Origin of the sequence: Bacteroides sp. 90-K9/2, assembly GCF_047310725.1 — a bacterium.
GTDB lineage: Bacteria > Bacteroidota > Bacteroidia > Bacteroidales > Bacteroidaceae > Bacteroides > Bacteroides vicugnae.
In genome coordinates, this window is sequence record NZ_JBCGVL010000001.1 from 246,218 (window position 1) to 263,622 (window position 17,405).

General features: G+C 42.4%; 19 protein-coding genes and 1 tRNA gene. 13 read left to right on the forward strand and 7 right to left on the reverse strand.

All coding sequences use genetic code 11. From position 1 onward, the window contains the following. Positions 1 to 101: 101 nt before the first annotated feature. Positions 102 to 509 (reverse strand): hypothetical protein, encoded by a 408-nt coding sequence (locus AAHJ11_RS00790; RefSeq protein WP_148367194.1) that lies wholly within the window; start codon positions 507 to 509, stop codon positions 102 to 104. 232 nt (positions 510 to 741) lie between these two features. On the opposite strand from AAHJ11_RS00790, the gene AAHJ11_RS00795 reads away from it, so the two are divergent. The 3 genes from AAHJ11_RS00795 (at position 742) to dnaB (ending at position 3,325) form a co-directional block, all read left to right on the forward strand. Further along, positions 742 to 1,044 (forward strand): DUF4248 domain-containing protein, encoded by a 303-nt coding sequence (locus AAHJ11_RS00795; protein WP_148367195.1) that lies wholly within the window; start codon positions 742 to 744, stop codon positions 1,042 to 1,044. Positions 1,045 to 1,307: 263 nt separating this feature from the next. Continuing rightward, positions 1,308 to 1,925, forward strand: a complete 618-nt coding sequence (locus tag AAHJ11_RS00800; protein ID WP_148367197.1) for a hypothetical protein — start codon at positions 1,308 to 1,310, stop codon at positions 1,923 to 1,925. A gap of 8 nt (positions 1,926 to 1,933) precedes the next feature. Beyond that, positions 1,934 to 3,325: a replicative DNA helicase gene (dnaB, locus tag AAHJ11_RS00805; protein ID WP_148367199.1), complete on the forward strand. Its 1,392-nt coding sequence runs from the start codon at positions 1,934 to 1,936 to the stop codon at positions 3,323 to 3,325. Positions 3,326 to 3,448: 123 nt separating this feature from the next. On the opposite strand, the gene AAHJ11_RS00810 is transcribed toward dnaB, so the two are convergent. Continuing rightward, positions 3,449 to 3,667, reverse strand: a complete 219-nt coding sequence (locus AAHJ11_RS00810; RefSeq protein ID WP_148367201.1) for a DUF4248 domain-containing protein — start codon at positions 3,665 to 3,667, stop codon at positions 3,449 to 3,451. A gap of 283 nt (positions 3,668 to 3,950) precedes the next feature. Between AAHJ11_RS00810 and AAHJ11_RS00815 the strand changes: the two genes are divergently transcribed. Continuing rightward, entirely contained in the window at positions 3,951 to 4,955 is a 1,005-nt protein-coding gene (locus tag AAHJ11_RS00815) for a beta-ketoacyl-ACP synthase III (RefSeq protein WP_195649731.1), read from the forward strand. A gap of 74 nt (positions 4,956 to 5,029) precedes the next feature. On the opposite strand, the gene AAHJ11_RS00820 is transcribed toward AAHJ11_RS00815, so the two are convergent. Continuing rightward, positions 5,030 to 5,103: transfer RNA gene (locus AAHJ11_RS00820), tRNA-Asp, on the reverse strand. A gap of 152 nt (positions 5,104 to 5,255) precedes the next feature. Here AAHJ11_RS00820 and AAHJ11_RS00825 point away from each other — a divergent pair. Beyond that, positions 5,256 to 6,572, forward strand: a complete 1,317-nt coding sequence (locus AAHJ11_RS00825) for a pyridoxal phosphate-dependent aminotransferase (protein ID WP_320978472.1) — start codon at positions 5,256 to 5,258, stop codon at positions 6,570 to 6,572. Positions 6,573 to 6,666: 94 nt separating this feature from the next. Next, the gene (locus AAHJ11_RS00830) at positions 6,667 to 7,257 is read left to right on the forward strand and encodes a YqgE/AlgH family protein (protein WP_234132232.1); all 591 of its coding nucleotides are present in this window, start codon (positions 6,667 to 6,669) and stop codon (positions 7,255 to 7,257) included. A 4-nt stretch (positions 7,258 to 7,261) separates the two neighbouring features. Here AAHJ11_RS00830 and AAHJ11_RS00835 read toward each other — a convergent pair whose 3' ends face one another. The 3 genes from AAHJ11_RS00835 to recR are packed head-to-tail and all read right to left on the reverse strand — an operon-like array spanning position 7,262 to position 8,897. Continuing rightward, entirely contained in the window at positions 7,262 to 7,798 is a 537-nt protein-coding gene (locus tag AAHJ11_RS00835; RefSeq protein WP_195358045.1) for a GNAT family N-acetyltransferase, read from the reverse strand. After that, on the reverse strand, positions 7,795 to 8,253 hold the full coding sequence (locus AAHJ11_RS00840; RefSeq protein WP_413578926.1) for a hypothetical protein: 459 nt from the start codon (positions 8,251 to 8,253) through the stop codon (positions 7,795 to 7,797). The genes AAHJ11_RS00835 and AAHJ11_RS00840 overlap by 4 nt, the downstream gene beginning before the upstream one ends. 26 nt (positions 8,254 to 8,279) lie before the next feature. Next, the gene (gene recR / locus AAHJ11_RS00845; protein WP_195649733.1) at positions 8,280 to 8,897 is read right to left on the reverse strand and encodes a recombination mediator RecR; all 618 of its coding nucleotides are present in this window, start codon (positions 8,895 to 8,897) and stop codon (positions 8,280 to 8,282) included. Positions 8,898 to 8,988: 91 nt separating this feature from the next. Here recR and AAHJ11_RS00850 point away from each other — a divergent pair, with 91 nt between their 5' ends. The 7 genes from AAHJ11_RS00850 (at position 8,989) to AAHJ11_RS00880 (ending at position 16,739) form a co-directional block, all read left to right on the forward strand. Continuing rightward, positions 8,989 to 10,440, forward strand: a complete 1,452-nt coding sequence (locus AAHJ11_RS00850; protein WP_234132233.1) for a sodium:solute symporter — start codon at positions 8,989 to 8,991, stop codon at positions 10,438 to 10,440. Positions 10,441 to 10,447: 7 nt separating this feature from the next. After that, entirely contained in the window at positions 10,448 to 11,053 is a 606-nt protein-coding gene (gene yihA, locus AAHJ11_RS00855) for a ribosome biogenesis GTP-binding protein YihA/YsxC (protein WP_148367218.1), read from the forward strand. A 15-nt stretch (positions 11,054 to 11,068) separates the two neighbouring features. Then, the gene (locus AAHJ11_RS00860) at positions 11,069 to 11,668 is read left to right on the forward strand and encodes a DUF4923 family protein (protein WP_148367220.1); all 600 of its coding nucleotides are present in this window, start codon (positions 11,069 to 11,071) and stop codon (positions 11,666 to 11,668) included. Positions 11,669 to 11,766: 98 nt separating this feature from the next. After that, entirely contained in the window at positions 11,767 to 12,162 is a 396-nt protein-coding gene (locus tag AAHJ11_RS00865) for a DUF1573 domain-containing protein (RefSeq protein WP_004300420.1), read from the forward strand. A 105-nt stretch (positions 12,163 to 12,267) separates the two neighbouring features. After that, on the forward strand, positions 12,268 to 14,256 hold the full coding sequence (locus AAHJ11_RS00870) for an OPT family oligopeptide transporter (RefSeq protein WP_004300419.1): 1,989 nt from the start codon (positions 12,268 to 12,270) through the stop codon (positions 14,254 to 14,256). 6 nt (positions 14,257 to 14,262) lie between these two features. Beyond that, positions 14,263 to 15,819 (forward strand): N-acetylmuramoyl-L-alanine amidase-like domain-containing protein, encoded by a 1,557-nt coding sequence (locus AAHJ11_RS00875; RefSeq protein WP_322019735.1) that lies wholly within the window; start codon positions 14,263 to 14,265, stop codon positions 15,817 to 15,819. 2 nt (positions 15,820 to 15,821) lie between these two features. Continuing rightward, positions 15,822 to 16,739 carry a PorV/PorQ family protein gene (locus AAHJ11_RS00880; RefSeq protein ID WP_148367224.1) on the forward strand — a complete coding sequence of 306 codons (918 nt, stop codon included), beginning with the start codon at positions 15,822 to 15,824 and terminating at the stop codon, positions 16,737 to 16,739. On the opposite strand, the gene lipB is transcribed toward AAHJ11_RS00880, so the two are convergent. Continuing rightward, positions 16,696 to 17,379 (reverse strand): lipoyl(octanoyl) transferase LipB, encoded by a 684-nt coding sequence (gene lipB, locus AAHJ11_RS00885; RefSeq protein ID WP_074557218.1) that lies wholly within the window; start codon positions 17,377 to 17,379, stop codon positions 16,696 to 16,698. The two genes, AAHJ11_RS00880 and lipB, sit on opposite strands and share 44 nt — an antisense overlap. Positions 17,380 to 17,405 lie beyond the last annotated feature (26 nt).

Genomic DNA, 17,405 nt, shown 5'->3' on the forward strand with positions numbered 1-17,405 from the left:
ATGGACACACAAAAATAAGGAAAAAATATCAAATCCGTCATTTCTGTTCCTAAAACATTTGTTTTTCACACTATTATCTCTATATTTCAATATTTTTGAAATCACCCATACGCCATTCCTCTTTCACGTTTAAAGTAAGTCAGTATAGTGGCAAAGCTTAAATATTCCCGTCCGGGAGTATGCAACCGACTTTTAAACTGATAGCGGGCAAAGATGACTTCGCATGCCAATTTATATTTGAAATGCAGTTTTAAACGGTGCTGCAAAAACTCAAACACCCGGCATAGATATGCAAACACCTCTTCCACCCGGGCATTGGGAATCACTCGTGGCGCACGATTTGCATCCGCTATATGCTCCATCTCACTAAGCACATATTCCAGTTGCTCAATTTCCTCACTGGTGTTTTGCATTGTACACTTCATTTGTTCCATTTTCTCTCTCTGATGGATGTATTGCTCCCGCTTTCGTTGTAAACGATCTTTTATTAGACCTATTCCTTTCAACATTATAAAATTTAGTTATATATAAATGGTTTTACATTACTGATTATTAATCGACAAAATCGCCATATAAAATCTAATTTCGAATGCAAATATAGAGAAGATTGTTTAAATAATTAGATTTTTATTTAAAAATATTCGTACTTATTTCACATTTAAATTACCAGTGTCAGAAAAACGGTTTTTCCATCCAATGAAATGAGTTGTATTTTTGCGGCGTACTAAAATATTTTAAACAATGGATAATCAATCTTTTGACTGGCTGCTTCACGGTTGCCACGTACTGTCCGAGGTGGCAGTAGCTTATTTCCCCAACTATCAGTATAATTGTTCAGCGGTGAAAGCATTCCGCCGGACCATCAAAGAACATGCGGTATTACTGTCCCAACTCACGGAAGCGGGATTCACCCCGCATACTACGACACTCACTCCGCAGCAAATTGCCATTATTGTAAGGTTCTGGGGAATGCCTTCATTAGTATCTGAAATGATAAAAAAGAATTCATATCTCGCTGTCCCGAAAATGAAGAAAAAGATATAATGTATTTTAATACATTCTTTTCTTATTTATATATTAATGGACTAAGGGGTGGTCGAAGTGCAGAAATAGCAAGTCGGCTTCCCCCTTTAGCAGGGCGTTTAAAGAGAATGCAGGAGGGCGTTCTGGAAGGTTCAAAATATTGGCACACAATCAGAGCAATCGTTACATGAGCCAAAATTACAATATTTAGCCATTTATAACCTGAAAATTGTACAACTCAACCGACCAGGCTACCTTCGCAGCGAATTAAAATAATATGAAGCATGATTAAATCTACAGCAGAAATGCTAAAAAAGGGATATCTCCTCTTCCCTAAAGTCTTATTCGAGGAGCAAATAAAAGTGACTAAAGGTGCAACGGGTTATTTTGACGCGTTTATTCTGGTATTAACCCATGTCAATTATAGCACTGTAGAGTGCCACATCCACCATTACACCTTTCAATGCCGGCGGGGTGAATCTGTAATCTCCATTGCCCACTGGGCAGAACTATTTGGGTGGAAACGTAGCCGCACACGGTATTTTTTTAATAAGATGTATGATGAAGGTATTATTGAAAGGGTGGTTAATCCGTATATCACTCATATCCGTATACCCGACTACGATCTGCTGGTCGGGCAGAAACGCCGCGAGAGCATCCGTGCCGAAGCTGACGGCATCACTTTCGATGCGTTTTGGGAAAAATTTCATGAGATTACCCGGAAGCCTAAAACCAATATCGGCCGTGCCCGCCGGGAATGGAAAAAGTTATCTGTCAACGAACGTTGTCTTAGCCTGAATCATATTGATGAGTATTATGATAATCTAACAGATATCAAGTATTGTATGCAGGCGGCTTCCTATCTGTCAAATAAAGCATTTATGAATGAATATGATTATTAGAAAAGAAAATGAGTGAAATAACAAACCCGCAGGACGTCGAACTCGAGGAAATCGTACTCGGCGCCTGCTTGCTGGAAAGTAAAGCCATCACACTGGTTGTGAGCATATTGCGACCGGAAGTGTTTTATACTGAAACGAATCGTGAGATTTATGCTGCCCTGCAGAGTCTGTATCATGCCGGTCAGGCAATTGACATCATGACTGTAAAAGAAGAACTTGCCCGACGTGGCAAGCTCGAATTGATAGGAGGACTTTATACACTGGTGCGCATCAGTTCACGTGTAGTGTCAAGTGCACACTTGGAATATCACGCACGGATTCTCAAACAGAAATATATCCGTCGTGAAGCAATTTTGGGATTCCACAAACTGCTCGCACTGGCAGCCGATGAAACAACTGATATAGACGATACGCTGACAGATGCCCATACCCTCCTCGACCGATTAGAAAATGAATGTGGTACTGCCGAACATCTCCGTTCCATGTTGCAACTTATGGAGGATACCATAAAATTGATAGAGGTCCGCATGGCCAATAACAAGAACGGTGTTACAGGACTGCCTACAGGATTTGCCGACCTTGACCGGCTGACATGCGGCTGGCAACCCGGTGAGGAGATCGTTATTGCTGCCCGTCCTGCAGTAGGTAAAACGGCATTCGCGCTGCATCTGGCACGTACCGCTGCTTCTGCCGGTTATCATATCGCTGTGTATAGTCTTGAAATGTTAGGTGAGCGTTTGGGAGATCGCTGGTTATTGGCTGCTACTACAGGAGTGAACCCCGACCATCTCCGCAGCGGACAACTGACTCCCAGTGAACTACGACAAGTACACGAGGCATCCACCGAACTTTCCCGTCTACCCATCCATATTGACGACAATCCGTCTGTAAGCATGGATTACGTTCGTTCTTCTGCAAAACTGCTGCAAAGCAAAGGTAAATGCGATGGTGTCATTATCGATTACTTGCAACTCTGTGACATGAAAAGCGACCAGCACAATCGCAATCGTGAACAAGAAGTGGCACAAGCCAGTCGCAAGGCCAAAATGCTGGCAAAGGAGTTGAATATACCTGTGATACTACTCAGTCAATTAAACCGTAATGTAGAAGGACATCCCGACAACCGCCCCAACTTAAGCGATCTTCGCGAGAGTGGAGCTATCGAACAGGATGCTGACGTCGTATTGATGCTTTCCCGTCCTGCCCTCTCCGGACGTACTACAGACCGTAAGAGTACGTACCCTACCGAAGGGCTGGGTGTAATGGATATTGTCAAACACCGTAATGGGACAACACGTGAGCTTTATTTCAGACATGACCCGAGTATGACGAAGTTGGAAGATTACGTGCCCGGAATAGATTGGATGAAAAAGAACACGACTGCTGAACCCGTAAAATAGCATAGTGCTTTGTAAGGTCTAAAGCTTAGCTTTAGAGGTCGTAAAGCTATGCTTTAGGCCATGCAAAGCGCCGCTTTACGATCTCTTCATTTTTCATGTTTCAACTGTCCTTTTTTACAGGTCTCATGGTTCTCCCAATGCATCTATAATGACTCTTACTTCCAGTGGTGTGTAAGAGCGGCAGTTAGGCTGGTAGCCCAAGTCATACAGGCGTTGTAAAAGCCCCGGACATAATTGGATCCATTTTTTCATTTTTCGGTAAGCAGCGATGTCGGTAAGTTCGGGAGAATAAAGTAATGCCAGTTCCATACGGCCATAGGCACGTATTGTGAATTCTTTCATGATGAATATGCTTTGATTTATATCTACAAAATTAACAAAATATTTTCACATATACAATGCTTTTCCCGATGAATAACTGACTATTACTGCACATTACTTTTAACAAAAATCGCCTGCTAAAAATAAAACGAAATTTGGTCAAATATTCCTTTTTATTAATTAAAAAGGCTACAGTTTCACAAACTACTATTGGAATTCGGTCTCTTTTCCATATATTTGCGCCCGCATTTTTATTCTCAGAACAAACCTCCTTTTTTCAATTTACCAAAACTAGATAAAACGAATGGAAAAAATAAACGCAGTAATTACAGGAGTCGGAGGATATGTACCCGATTACATTTTGACCAACGATGAGATTTCCAAAATGGTAGATACTACCGACGAATGGATTATGGGGCGTATCGGCATTAAGGAAAGACATATTTTGAAAGAGGAAGGACTGGGAACTTCTTACATAGCTCGTAAAGCTGTCAAACAGTTAATAGAACGCACCCAAACAAATCCGGATGATATTGATCTGATAATTGTAGCCACAACAACCCCTGACTATCGTTTTCCTTCCACGGCTTCTATTTTATGTGAAAGACTGGAGCTGAAAAGAGCTTTTGCTTTTGACATGCAAGCTGTTTGCAGCGGTTTCTTATATGCACTGGAGACTGGAGCTAATTTTATCCGTTCCGGAAATTATAAGAAAGTGGTAGTTGTAGGCGCTGAAAAGATGTCGTCAATAATAAACTATACCGACCGTGCAACTTGTCCGATTTTCGGTGATGGCGGAGCAGCTGTCATGCTTGAACCTACCACTGAAGATTTAGGTATTATGGATGCTGTGTTAAGAACAGATGGTAAGGGATTGCCTTTTTTGCACATTAAAGCGGGTGGCTCTGTATGTACTCCTTCTTATTATACATTGGATAATCAAATGCATTATATCTATCAGGAAGGGCGTACTGTATTCAAATATGCAGTATCCAACATGGCTGATGCCTGTGAATCTATCATTGCAAGAAACCATCTTAGCAAAGACAACATCGACTGGGTAATTCCCCATCAGGCTAATCAACGTATTATCGCTGCCGTAACACAACGTTTGGAAGTTCCTGTCGAAAAGGTCATGGTCAACATTGAACAATATGGTAACACTAGCGCCGGTACTCTCCCACTCTGCCTCTGGGATTTCGAAGAGAAACTCAAAAAAGGAGATAATCTAATTCTTACAGCATTTGGAGCAGGATTTGCATGGGGAGCCATCTATGTGAAATGGGGATATGATGGAAAAAAGGGATAGCGATATTCGCTATCTTCAAAATAAAGAATCCTCTGATTTCTAGTAAAATCAGAGGATTCTTTTATTTCCTAATGCGGTGCGTACGGGACTCGAACCCGTGACCCCATGCGTGACAGGCATGTATTCTAACCAACTGAACTAACGCACCAAAATATTCACTTTAGCATCTCTCTCGATTGCGGATGCAAAGGTAGATATTTTTTTGAAACCTGCAATAGCTTCAGTATCTTTTTTCTGAAAAAGTGGGTTTATTAAGAATTATCGTGTACATTTGCAGCTACTAATAAAATAGAAAATAGAATGAAAAATACACCAATTGAGCGACATCTGATTGATGAAACCATCAATGAGTTTCAAATTGTCGATTTTTCCAGAGCTACCATTCGTGAAGTGAAAGCTATTGCTTCAAAAGCAGAAGCAGCATCGGGAGTTGAATTTATAAAAATGGAAATGGGTGTTCCGGGACTTCCCCCTTCCGCAGTAGGCGTGAAAGCGGAAATTGAAGCGTTACAAAATGGCATTGCCAGCCTATATCCCGATATCAACGGATTGCCGGAACTAAAAAAAGAGGCATCCAACTTTATCAAAGCATTCATCAATGTTGATTTAAGTCCGGAAGGTTGTGTGCCTGTCACCGGTTCCATGCAAGGTACATTCGCTTCATTTCTTACTTGCAGCCAATGTGACGAAAAGAAAGATACGATTTTGTTTATCGATCCGGGGTTTCCGGTACAGAAACAGCAGTTGGTTGTAATGGGACAAAAGTTTGAAACATTTGATGTGTATGACTACCGTGGAGAAAAACTGAAAGAGAAACTGGAAAGCTATCTGAAAAAAGGAAATATATCAGCCATCATTTATTCAAATCCCAATAATCCCAGCTGGATTTGCCTGAAAGAAGAAGAATTGAGGATTATCGGTGAATTGGCAACACAGTATGATGTGATTGTTCTGGAGGATTTGGCTTATTTTGCCATGGACTTCCGCCAAGATTTAAGCAAGCCGTATCAACCTCCTTTCCAGCCATCGGTTGCCCATTATACGGACAATTACGTATTGCTGATTTCCGGCTCGAAAGCATTCAGCTACGCCGGGCAACGTATCGGTGTAAGCTGCATCTCTGATAAACTATACCACCGAAGCTATCCGGGACTGACCCAACGATATGGTGGCGGAACTTTCGGAACGGTTTTCATTCACCGTGTGCTTTATGCGCTTTCTTCAGGAACCAGCCATTCTGCACAGTTCGCCATGGCCGCCATGCTGAAAGCCGCCAATGAAGGACAATATAATTTCCTCAACGAAGTGAAGATATATGGTGAAAGAGCACAGAAATTAAAAGAAATCTTCCTCCGTCACGGTTTTCATCTGGTATATGACAACGATCTGGGCGACCCGATTGCAGACGGATTTTATTTCACCATCGGATATCCCGGAATGACCAGTGGCGAACTGGCGAAAGAATTGATGTACTACGGAGTAAGCGCTATCTCATTAGTGACTACAGGAAGCCATCAGGAAGGATTACGCGCGTGTACCTCTTTTATTAAAGAACACCAATATGCTCAACTGGATGAAAGAATGAAACTATTTGCTGAAAATCATCCGATAGCCTGATTATTTGATATGAGATATTCATAAAAGCCATTCTTAAAATGAAAAAAAACGGAAAGAACGATTGTTATTCCGTTTTTTTTCTTACATTAGTGGCATGAATATCGACTCTGACATATTTAAGATTCAATCGAATAATGTGTTGCCATCGAGAGGAAAGATTTTAATATCGGAACCTTTTCTGCGTGACGCAACGTTTGGCAGATCCGTAATTTTACTGGTCGATCATACGGATGAAGGAAGTATGGGATTGGTGATCAACAAGCAACTGCCATTACTCCTTAATGATATCATCATGGAATTTAAATATTTGGATGAGATTCCTCTATACAAAGGTGGACCTATTGCCACTGACACCTTATTTTATCTCCACACATTATCTGATATACCAGGATCCATTTCTATCAGTAAAGGGCTTTATCTGAATGGAGATTTTGATGAAATAAAGAAATATATATTACAAGGGAATAAAATCAGTGAATGCATTCGTTTCTTCTTGGGATATTCCGGCTGGGATAGCGAACAATTGAGTAACGAAATCAGAGAAAACACTTGGCTGGTGTCCGAGGAAGAAAAATCATATCTGATGAAAAACAATATTAAAGATATGTGGCGGAAAGCTTTAGAGAAATTGGGCAGCAAGTATGAAACGTGGTCACGTTTCCCACAAGTGCCCACTCTCAATTAGTATCTCATTTCTTAGGATTCAAACATTGGAGAAGCAATGCGTCTTTGTAACAGCCCTCCACCTGCAACCAGTTTTTTAAGATTCCGCATTGAACGAAACCACAAGAGGTGAACAGTTTTACACATACTTCATTATCCGTCATGACATGTGCATAGAGCTGACTTAAAGACAGAAAATCAAAAGCGTATTCACAAAGTAATTTCAATGCGTCAGTAGCATAACCTTGTTGCCGATAATCCTTATGGACGGCAATCCCTACTTCTCCCCGCGAATGAAGAGGTACAAAGTCTGTAATATCAATTGTACCGAGTATGCACTGGTCAGATTTGCGTACAATCATCAGCCGCAATTGCTTATCGGCAAACACATCGCACTGTGAGCCTTCGATGTATTGACGAAGCACATAACGGGAATAAGGAACCGTAAAATTGCTAATGTCCCACATGGAAGGGTCATTTTCCATCTCGTACATAATATCCATATCTTCCGGTTCCACTGCACGAAGATAAATACGTTCGTTCATTAAGAAAGAGTGTCTCATCGTTTTTCGTCTTTTGCTATGTGAAGCTCGTTACGTAATCTTTTCTCACTGGGAAGACAAAAAAGTGATGCCGTCAAACCAATCAGCATACAGAGATTGCCCGTACTGCTTAATGTCAGATAGTAACACAAAAGATTCACTACAATAGCTACTTCAAGCACTCCCAAACGAACAATATTCCATTGCACATATCGCTTCAAAGCAAGCGTGATAGTCATATAATCTATCTCCTTTTTAAGCACCAAGCTAAACAATTTGAGAGAAAGAGGCACACACAAAGCTGTGAGCAAAATGCCGATTGTCTCAAAATAGTAGATAGCTTGTGCATTATCTGCCAAACCTCCTACGGGAAAGAGTTCAAACTCTCCTGCTCCAAGCAAAAAAGCCGGGAGCACCCAAAAGAAAACATAACTAATATTCAAATTTCTAACAGCTCGTTTTATCTGTTCTTCCATGTTCGTTCTTAAATAATTAATAATGATTATACTGTTCCGGTAAAAAGTGTCCGGTTCACAATGCTGCGTCCCAGAGTTACTTCATCGGCATATTCAAGTTCATCGCCAACAGATATACCACGGGCAATTACACTTAGTTTCACGCCCAGCTTATCCAACTTGCGATAGATGTAGAAGTTGGTAGTATCACCCTCCATCGTGGTACTTAAAGCCAGAATGACCTCTTTGATTCCACCTTCAGTTACCCGCTGCACCAGACTTTCAATCTGAAGATCACTCGGTCCGACTCCATCCATTGGAGAGATAACTCCTCCCAAGACATGATAAAGTCCGCGATACTGCTGGGTTGCTTCCACTGCCATTACATCACGAATATTTTCCACCACACAGACAGTGGAAGCATCCCGTTGTGGATTGGCACAAATCTGGCAAGTTTCAGTATCGGATATATTATGACATACTTTGCAATACTTCACCTCACGTTTCAAAGTAATGATAGAATTTCCGAAAGCTTCCACAGTAGCCGTATCCTGACGGAGCAGATGCAGGACAAGCCTCATGGCTGTCTTACGCCCGATACCCGGAAGTTTGGAAAATTCGCCGACTGCCTTTTCAAGCAGTATAGAAGGATATTGTTGATTCATAGATAATAATTGCTGTTCTATCGATAAAACCTTGCAAAGATACAGATTATTGTTTTTAATACCTACAAAAATTACTACCTTTGCATCTGTTATGATGATACTTGTCACTATTATTTGCTACTTTGCGGCATTACTACTAATAGCCCGTATCACCGGACGCAGGGGCGGATCGAATGCAGCGTTCTTCAAGGGAGAGAACCAGTCACCTTGGTATATAGTCTCTTTCGGAATGATTGGCGCCTCTATCTCCGGAGTCACTTTTGTCTCTGTACCGGGAATGGTGCGCGGAATGGATATGACTTACATGCAAACGGTACTCGGATTTTTTTTCGGGTACATGGTTGTGGCTCACGTCTTACTCCCTTTATATTATAAACTAAATCTGACAAGCATCTACGGGTATATCGGCAACCGTATCGGATTGCGTGCTTATCGCACAAGCTCTTTTTTCTTTCTATTATCGCGCATGCTGGGAACCGCAGCCAAACTTTATCTGGTCTGCCTCATTCTACATACTTATGTATTTCAAGAAATGCATGTCCCTTTTTGGCTGATTGCTGTCGGCTCTGTTACACTGGTTTGGATATATACTCATAAAAGCGGAATAAAGACCATCGTGTGGACAGATACCTTACAAACATGTTGCCTGATTGCCGCCCTGATCTTTATCATCTATTTTACGATCCAAAGATTAGACCTTGACTTTAACAGTATTGTCCAAACAATCCAAAGTAGTGAACATAGCCGTATTTTTGTATTTGACGACTGGGTATCGCGGCAAAACTTCTTCAAACAGTTTTTCAGCGGTATCTTCATCGTTATCGTGATGACCGGACTGGATCAGGATATGATGCAAAAGAATCTTTCTTGCCGGAACCTTCGGGAAGCACAAAAAAACATGTATTGCTACGGCTTCTCATTCATCCCACTAAATTTCCTTTTTCTATGTCTGGGAATTCTATTGATAGCACTAGCTGGACAAATGCAGCTCGAGCTACCGGCAATGAATGATGATATACTACCCATGTTTGCAGCACAAGGTTATCTGGGGCAACCCGTATTAATACTCTTCACAATCGGTATTATCGCAGCAGCTTTCAGTAACTCGGACTCCGCTCTGACAGCAATGACAACCAGCGTATGTGTAGACCTGCTGAATACGGAAAAAGACACAGAAGAAGTGGCACGTCGCAAAAGGGATAAGGTACATTTACTGCTATCAATCTTATTGGCATTCTTCATTTGCCTGGTAGAAATGCTCAATAACAAAAGTGTAATTGACGCTATATATATCATCGCCTCCTACACGTACGGTCCCCTACTCGGAATGTTTGCCTTCGGACTCTTTACCCGAAGACAAACAAATGACCGATGGGTCCCTCTGATAGCCATCCTTTCACCACTACTCTGTTATCTTGCCGACTGGTGGATTGGAAAAGAAACCGGATATAAATTTGGTTATGAATTGCTAATGTTAAATGGAACGCTTACCTTTGCGGGCTTAGTGTTTATGTCTAAAAAGGAGCTACAAAGAAATAAATGACAAGAAGATGGAAATAACAAGTGCTGAATTTGTGATTAGCAATACGGACGTGAAGAAATGCCCGGCCGGAATTTTCCCGGAATATGCCTTTATAGGCCGTTCAAATGTGGGAAAATCAAGTCTTATCAATATGCTGACTAACCGTAAAGGACTGGCTATGACTTCCGCCACTCCGGGAAAAACAATGTTAATCAACCACTTCTTTATCAATAAGAACTGGTACCTCGTTGACCTTCCTGGATATGGCTATGCCCGACGCGGACAAAAAGGAAAAGACCAGATACGTACCATAATCGAAGATTATATCCTGGAACGGGAGCAAATGACCAATCTTTTCGTCCTGATAGACAGTCGGCTGGAACCTCAAAAAATAGACCTGGAATTTATGGAATGGCTGGGCGAGAACGGTATCCCTTTCTCCATCATCTTCACCAAAGCCGACAAACTCAAAGGTGGACGCTTAAAAATGAATATCAATGCCTACTTACGTGAGTTGAGTAAGCAATGGGAAGAACTCCCTCCTCACTTCATTTCTTCCTCGGAAGACCGTTTGGGGCGTACAGACATACTCAACTACATCGAAAACATAAACAAGAATCTCAACACTAAATGAAAAAAAAGAATGAAAATGAAAAAGAGTTTTTTATCGATTGCCTTAATGGCAGTATTTATGCTAATGGCGACTAACAGCCAAGCACAATCATGGTCAGACTTATTGAATAAGGACAACATCTCAAAGGTAGTGAATGCCATAACTGGAAATACCGAGTCTATCGATATGACCGGAACATGGAACTACAAAGGTTCGGCTGTAGAATTCGAATCGGACAACTTGCTGATGAAAGCAGGAGGAGCAGCCGCAGCTACTATGGCTGAAAGCAAACTGAATGAGCAATTAAGCAAAATAGGTATTAAAGACGGTCAGATGAGCTTCACCTTCAATGCCGACAGCACTTTCACCAGCACAGTGGGTAAGAAAACATTGAAAGGAACTTATTCTTACAATGCTTCAACCAAACAAGTAGACCTGAAATATCTGAAACTGCTGAATCTGCATGCAAAAGTGAATTGCAGCTCCAGTTCACTGGAGTTACTGTTCAACTCGGACAAGCTACTGAAGCTGATGACTTTCATCGGCAGCAAAAGCAACAGTACCGCACTGAAAACAGTTAGTTCACTCGCTGAAAATTACGACGGAATGATGCTGGGATTCCAACTCTCAAAATAGCAAAAGAGAACCGTTTAATACTATTTCGCACTCTATAAAGTATATTTTAGGGGAAAAAGCATTATCTTTGGCATTCGTAATCAAAAAGAGAAGGAAAAATGAAAAAGATACTTTTTTTAATGACCCTGTTAGTAATGGGTGTAAGCTTTGCATTTGCGCAAACAAATGCAGATATCAAGTTTGACAAAACAACTCACGATTTCGGTAAGTTTTCTGAAAACAGTCCGGTTGTCAGTTGCACATTTACCTTTACTAATATCGGTGATGCTCCTTTGGTAATCCATCAAGCTGTAGCCTCATGCGGATGTACAGTACCCGAATATACAAAAGAGCCCATCATGCCGGGCAAAAAGGGAACAATCAAGGTGACTTATAACGGAACAGGCAAATATCCGGGACATTTCAAAAAATCAATCACCTTGCGTACCAATGCCAAAACAGAGATGGTAAGATTGTATATCGAGGGCGATATGACAGCAAAAGATGCAAAGTAGGAAAAAATAGACTATTACATAAAGGAGAATCTTTCGGTTCTCCTTTTTTTTTGTTTACTTTGAGGACGGAAATGTAAATTGACACATTAGCAAATTATAAAAACTATGAAACAAGAAGAAGACAAATTCACCGGGTTACCCGAGAATGCGTTCAGAGAGTTGAAACCCGGGGAAGTGTACAACCCGTTGATGGGTCCCTCAAAAAATTATCCGGAAGTTAATATCTGGTCAGTTGCATGGGGCATTGCCATGGCAATCCTTTTTTCAGCCGCCGCTGCCTATCTGGGGTTGAAGGTCGGACAAGTATTTGAAGCCGCTATTCCGATTGCCATCATTGCCGTAGGAGTTTCCGGAGCCGCAAAAAGAAAAAATGCGCTGGGAGAAAATGTAATTATCCAGTCTATCGGAGCTTGCTCCGGTGTCATTGTTGCCGGAGCGATCTTTACCCTCCCCGCTCTTTATATTCTTCAAGCCAAATATCCAGAAATGACGGTTACTTTCATGCAGGTATTCATCAGCTCCTTACTGGGTGGCGTATTGGGTATCTTGTTCCTGATTCCTTTCCGAAAATACTTTGTTAGTGATATGCATGGAAAATATCCTTTTCCGGAAGCAACAGCCACTACACAAGTGCTGATCTCCGGAGAAAAAGGGGGCAGTCAGGCTAAACCATTGTTGATGGCAGGTATGATCGGTGGACTATATGACTTCATCGTAGCTACCTTCGGATGGTGGAACGAGAACTTTACCACCCGTGTTTGCAGTGCCGGAGAAATGCTCGCAGAAAAAGCGAAGTTAGTATTCAAAGTAAATACCGGTGCTGCTGTACTCGGTTTGGGATATATCGTCGGACTGAAATATGCTTCCATCATTTGTGCCGGTTCATTGGCTGTATGGTGGATTATCATTCCGGGAATGTCTGCTATCTGGGGAGACAGTGTATTGAATGCCTGGAACCCGGAAATTACATCTACCGTAGGAATGATGAGTCCGGAAGAGATATTCAAATATTATGCCAAGAGCATCGGTATCGGTGGTATCGCTATGGCAGGTGTGATTGGTATTATCCGTTCCTGGAGTATCATCAAAAGTGCTGTCGGACTAGCTGCTAAAGAGATGGGTGGTAAAGGAAATGTAGAGAAAAGCATTATCCGTACGCAGCGGGATCTTTCAATGAAGATTATCGCTATCGGTTCGATCATCACATTGATACTAATCGTATTATTCTTCTACCTCGACGTTATGCAAGGGAATCTGTTGCATACGTTGGTAGCTATCGTTTTAGTTGCAGGCATCTCTTTCCTGTTTACTACAGTAGCCGCTAATGCCATTGCCATTGTAGGTACTAACCCGGTTTCGGGAATGACGTTGATGACACTGATTTTGGCCTCCGTAGTAATGGTAGCTGTCGGTCTGAAAGGTCCTTCGGGTATGGTTGCCGCATTGGTGATGGGTGGTGTGGTATGTACTGCACTGTCAATGGCAGGAGGTTTCATCACCGACTTGAAGATTGGGTACTGGCTCGGAAGTACACCCGCCAAACAGGAAACATGGAAGTTTCTGGGAACGATCGTATCAGCTGCAACAGTGGGTGGTGTAATGATTATCTTGAATAAGACATACGGATTTACAAGTGGTGCACTGGCTGCTCCACAAGCCAATGCAATGGCAGCCGTTATCGAACCGTTGATGAGTGGTGTAGGCGCACCCTGGTTGTTATACGGCATCGGTGCTGTCTTAGCGATTATTCTGACTCTTTGTAAAATTCCTGCATTAGCTTTCGCACTGGGTATGTTTATTCCATTGGAACTGAACGTACCGTTGGTAGTGGGTGGAGCTGTTAATTGGTTTGTGACCACCCGTAGCAAAGATGCAAGCCTGAATACGGAAAGAGGGGAAAAAGGAACCTTGTTGGCATCCGGTTTCATTGCCGGAGGTGCATTGATGGGAGTAATCAGTGCTGCAATGCGCTTTGGCGGAATCAATCTGGTCAATGAAGCATGGTTGAACAATACTTGGTCTGAAGTGTTGGCATTAGGAGCATATGCATTATTGATTCTTTACTTTATAAAGGCTTCAATGAAAGTTAAATAATTAATTATGAGGAGACTCTTATCCATCATAGTATCGCTTATAACTGCAATAACATTTGCACAACAGCCCGTCGAGCTACCTTTGTGGCCCGACGGTGCTCCCAACTCCAGTGGGTTAACCGGAGAAGAGCAGGAAGTACGTCCTCATTTTATCACAAATGTCACATACCCCACTATGACAGTCTACCATCCGGAAAAACCAAATGGGATGGCCATTATCATGTGTCCCGGAGGCGGTTATCGTGGACTCGGTATGGATGGAGAAGGGTATGATATGGCCCCTTGGTTTTGCGGACAAGGTATCACCTATATTGTATTAAAATACCGGATGCCGAACGGACATAGCGAAGTCCCCATATCAGACGCTGAACAAGCAATTCGCATGGTACGGCAACATGCCAAGGAATGGAATGTCAATCCTCATAAGGTAGGAATAATGGGAGCCTCTGCAGGGGGACATTTAGCTTCTACAATCGCCACTCATTATAATTCGGAAACACGTCCGGATTTTCAGATATTACTTTATCCGGTGGTCACGATGATGCAAGTCACCCGGGGAAATACAAGAGAGGCATTGCTCGGCAAGAATCCCACGATGGAACAGATACAGAAATTCTCGGCCGAACTGCAAGTAACTCCCGATACTCCTCAAGCATTTATAGCTCTTACCTCCGACGATCCTTCCGTACCGCCTTACCATGGAGTAAACTATTACCTTGCTTTACAAAAAAACAAAGTTCCGGCCACTCTCCACGTCTATCCTACCGGAGGACATGGCTGGGGATTTCAGGACAGTTTTAAATATAAGCAACAATGGACACAAGAATTAGAGAAATGGTTGCGCGACGGTGTTGTATTCCCGGAAGATTCGGAACCTATGTTACGGATCGGGAAATCTTACCTGGGAACCAAATATGTGGCCAACACATTAGACCAAGACGAAAAAGAAACGCTAGTGATTCGGACTGATGCGGTAGATTGCCTCACTTTTGTAGAATATACACTTGCACAAGCACTCGGCTCTTCCTTTGCTGACAATCTGCAGAAAATACGCTATCGGGATGGCATCATCAACGGATATCCTTCCCGGTTGCATTACACTTCTGAATGGATTGAAAACGGCGTTCGCCACGGATTCCTCACAGATATTACTGCCAAGAACAGTCTACATACAAATAAATTAGCTCTTTCATATATGTCCGCTCACCCCTGGCAATACAAAAAAATGGCTGATTCGCCGGAAAATGTACTACAAATGGCCGAACATGAAAAAGCTATTTCCGGAAAAGTGGTACATTGGCTGCCGAAAAACGAATTGCCGGAAGCCGGATTGCCTTGGATTATGAATGGAGATATTATTGCTATTACAACGAAAATGTCCGGATTGGATATAGCTCATGTGGGAATAGCAGCATATAGACATGGAAAACTACATCTGCTACACGCTTCTTCTACATTGGGAAAAGTAGTTGTCAGCGATGAACCTCTCAATCACATGCTAAACAACAATAAATCATGGACAGGCATACGTGTTGTCCGGATGTCTCACTCTAAAAATAACTGATTATGAAACGAGTAAAACATTTCCTTCTCGTCTCGTGCTTATTCCCCACTTTGCTGGGAGCACAAGAAATGGCAAACGCCTACTTTCTGGAACTTACTCCGGACGCCCAATCGGCAGGTATGGCAGGTACAGGATTAGCTACCACCGATAACGGTAGTACAGCTATCTTTCATAATGCTTCTACCATCGCCTTCTCACAGGAAGTGATGGGGGCGAGTTATTCATACGCCAATATCAACAAAGACTATGCGCTACATAGTGCCTCCCTTTTCTATCGGATCGGCAGGGAAGGCATACATGGATTTGCTATAGGTTTCCGGCATTTCAAAGATCCCAAAGTATTTGATTACCGTCCGCATATATGGGATCTGGAAGCTGCCTATTTCAGAAATGTAGCCAAGAATCTATCTATGTCATTAACGTTCAGATACCTGCAAGCCAAAGCCGCAGAAGGTGCAGACACCAAGAATAGTGTTTGCCTGGACTTCGGTGCGACTTACTATCGCAGCATGGCTCTGTTGGACGAAATGGCTTCCTGGAGCATTGGTTTCCAAGCTGCCAACTTAGGCAAAAAACTGGATGGACAGAAGTTACCTGCCAGATTAGGCTTAGGAGGTACGATCGACCTGCCATTCAGTATAGAAAATCGTTTGCAGGTTGCGCTCGACTTTAATTACCTGCTTCCTTCTGAAATCCGTCATTTACAGGCCGGTATAGGAGCCGAATATAATTTCCTGAAATATGGTGTTGTCCGTGCAGGATACCATTTTGGAGACAAAGACAAAGGAATAGGTAACTACGGCACTTTAGGCTGCGGAATCAACTTCTGGCCGATACGTGCAGACTTCTCTTATGCCTTGGCTGACAAGGATTGCTTTATGCACCGCACTTGGCAGCTGGGAGTTGGAATAGTTTTCTAAGCTCATCTTCGAGGCGTTGCTTCACTTCGTCCATCGGCACATCGTGCTTTAATTCCTGACGAAGAGAAGTGACGCCTTTATCTATAAACCCACAAGGGTGAATATAGCTGAAATAACGTAAATCCGTATTCACATTCAAAGCCAGTCCGTGCATAGTGACAAAGTGACTGCTCCTCACTCCGATAGCACAAATCTTACGTGCACGGGGCGTATCACCCTCCAGCCACACTCCTGTTGCTTTCTCTAAACGGCCGGCTTCAATGCCATAAGAAGCACATACACGAATCACCGCTTCTTCCAACAGATGGACGTATTCTTTCAATCCTAACTGAAATTCTTCAAGATTCAGTATCGGATAGCATACCAGTTGTCCGGGGCCATGATAGGTAATATCCCCTCCCCGATCAATATGATAAAGAGTAGCGTCAATAGCTTTCAGCTGTTCACCACTCAACAGCATATTATTTTCTTTCCCGCTACGCCCTAATGTATAAACATGGGGATGCTCGCACATTACAACACGATTTTCATAACTCCCGCCCTGAACTTTTGCCCGGACAATCTCATCAAACCATTCTGTCTGCCGTTGCCATGCTTCGGCATATGGGATAAAATTCCAATCAATAAAAACTGTTTTCATGAAAACAAAGGTAAGAAATAAAAAGA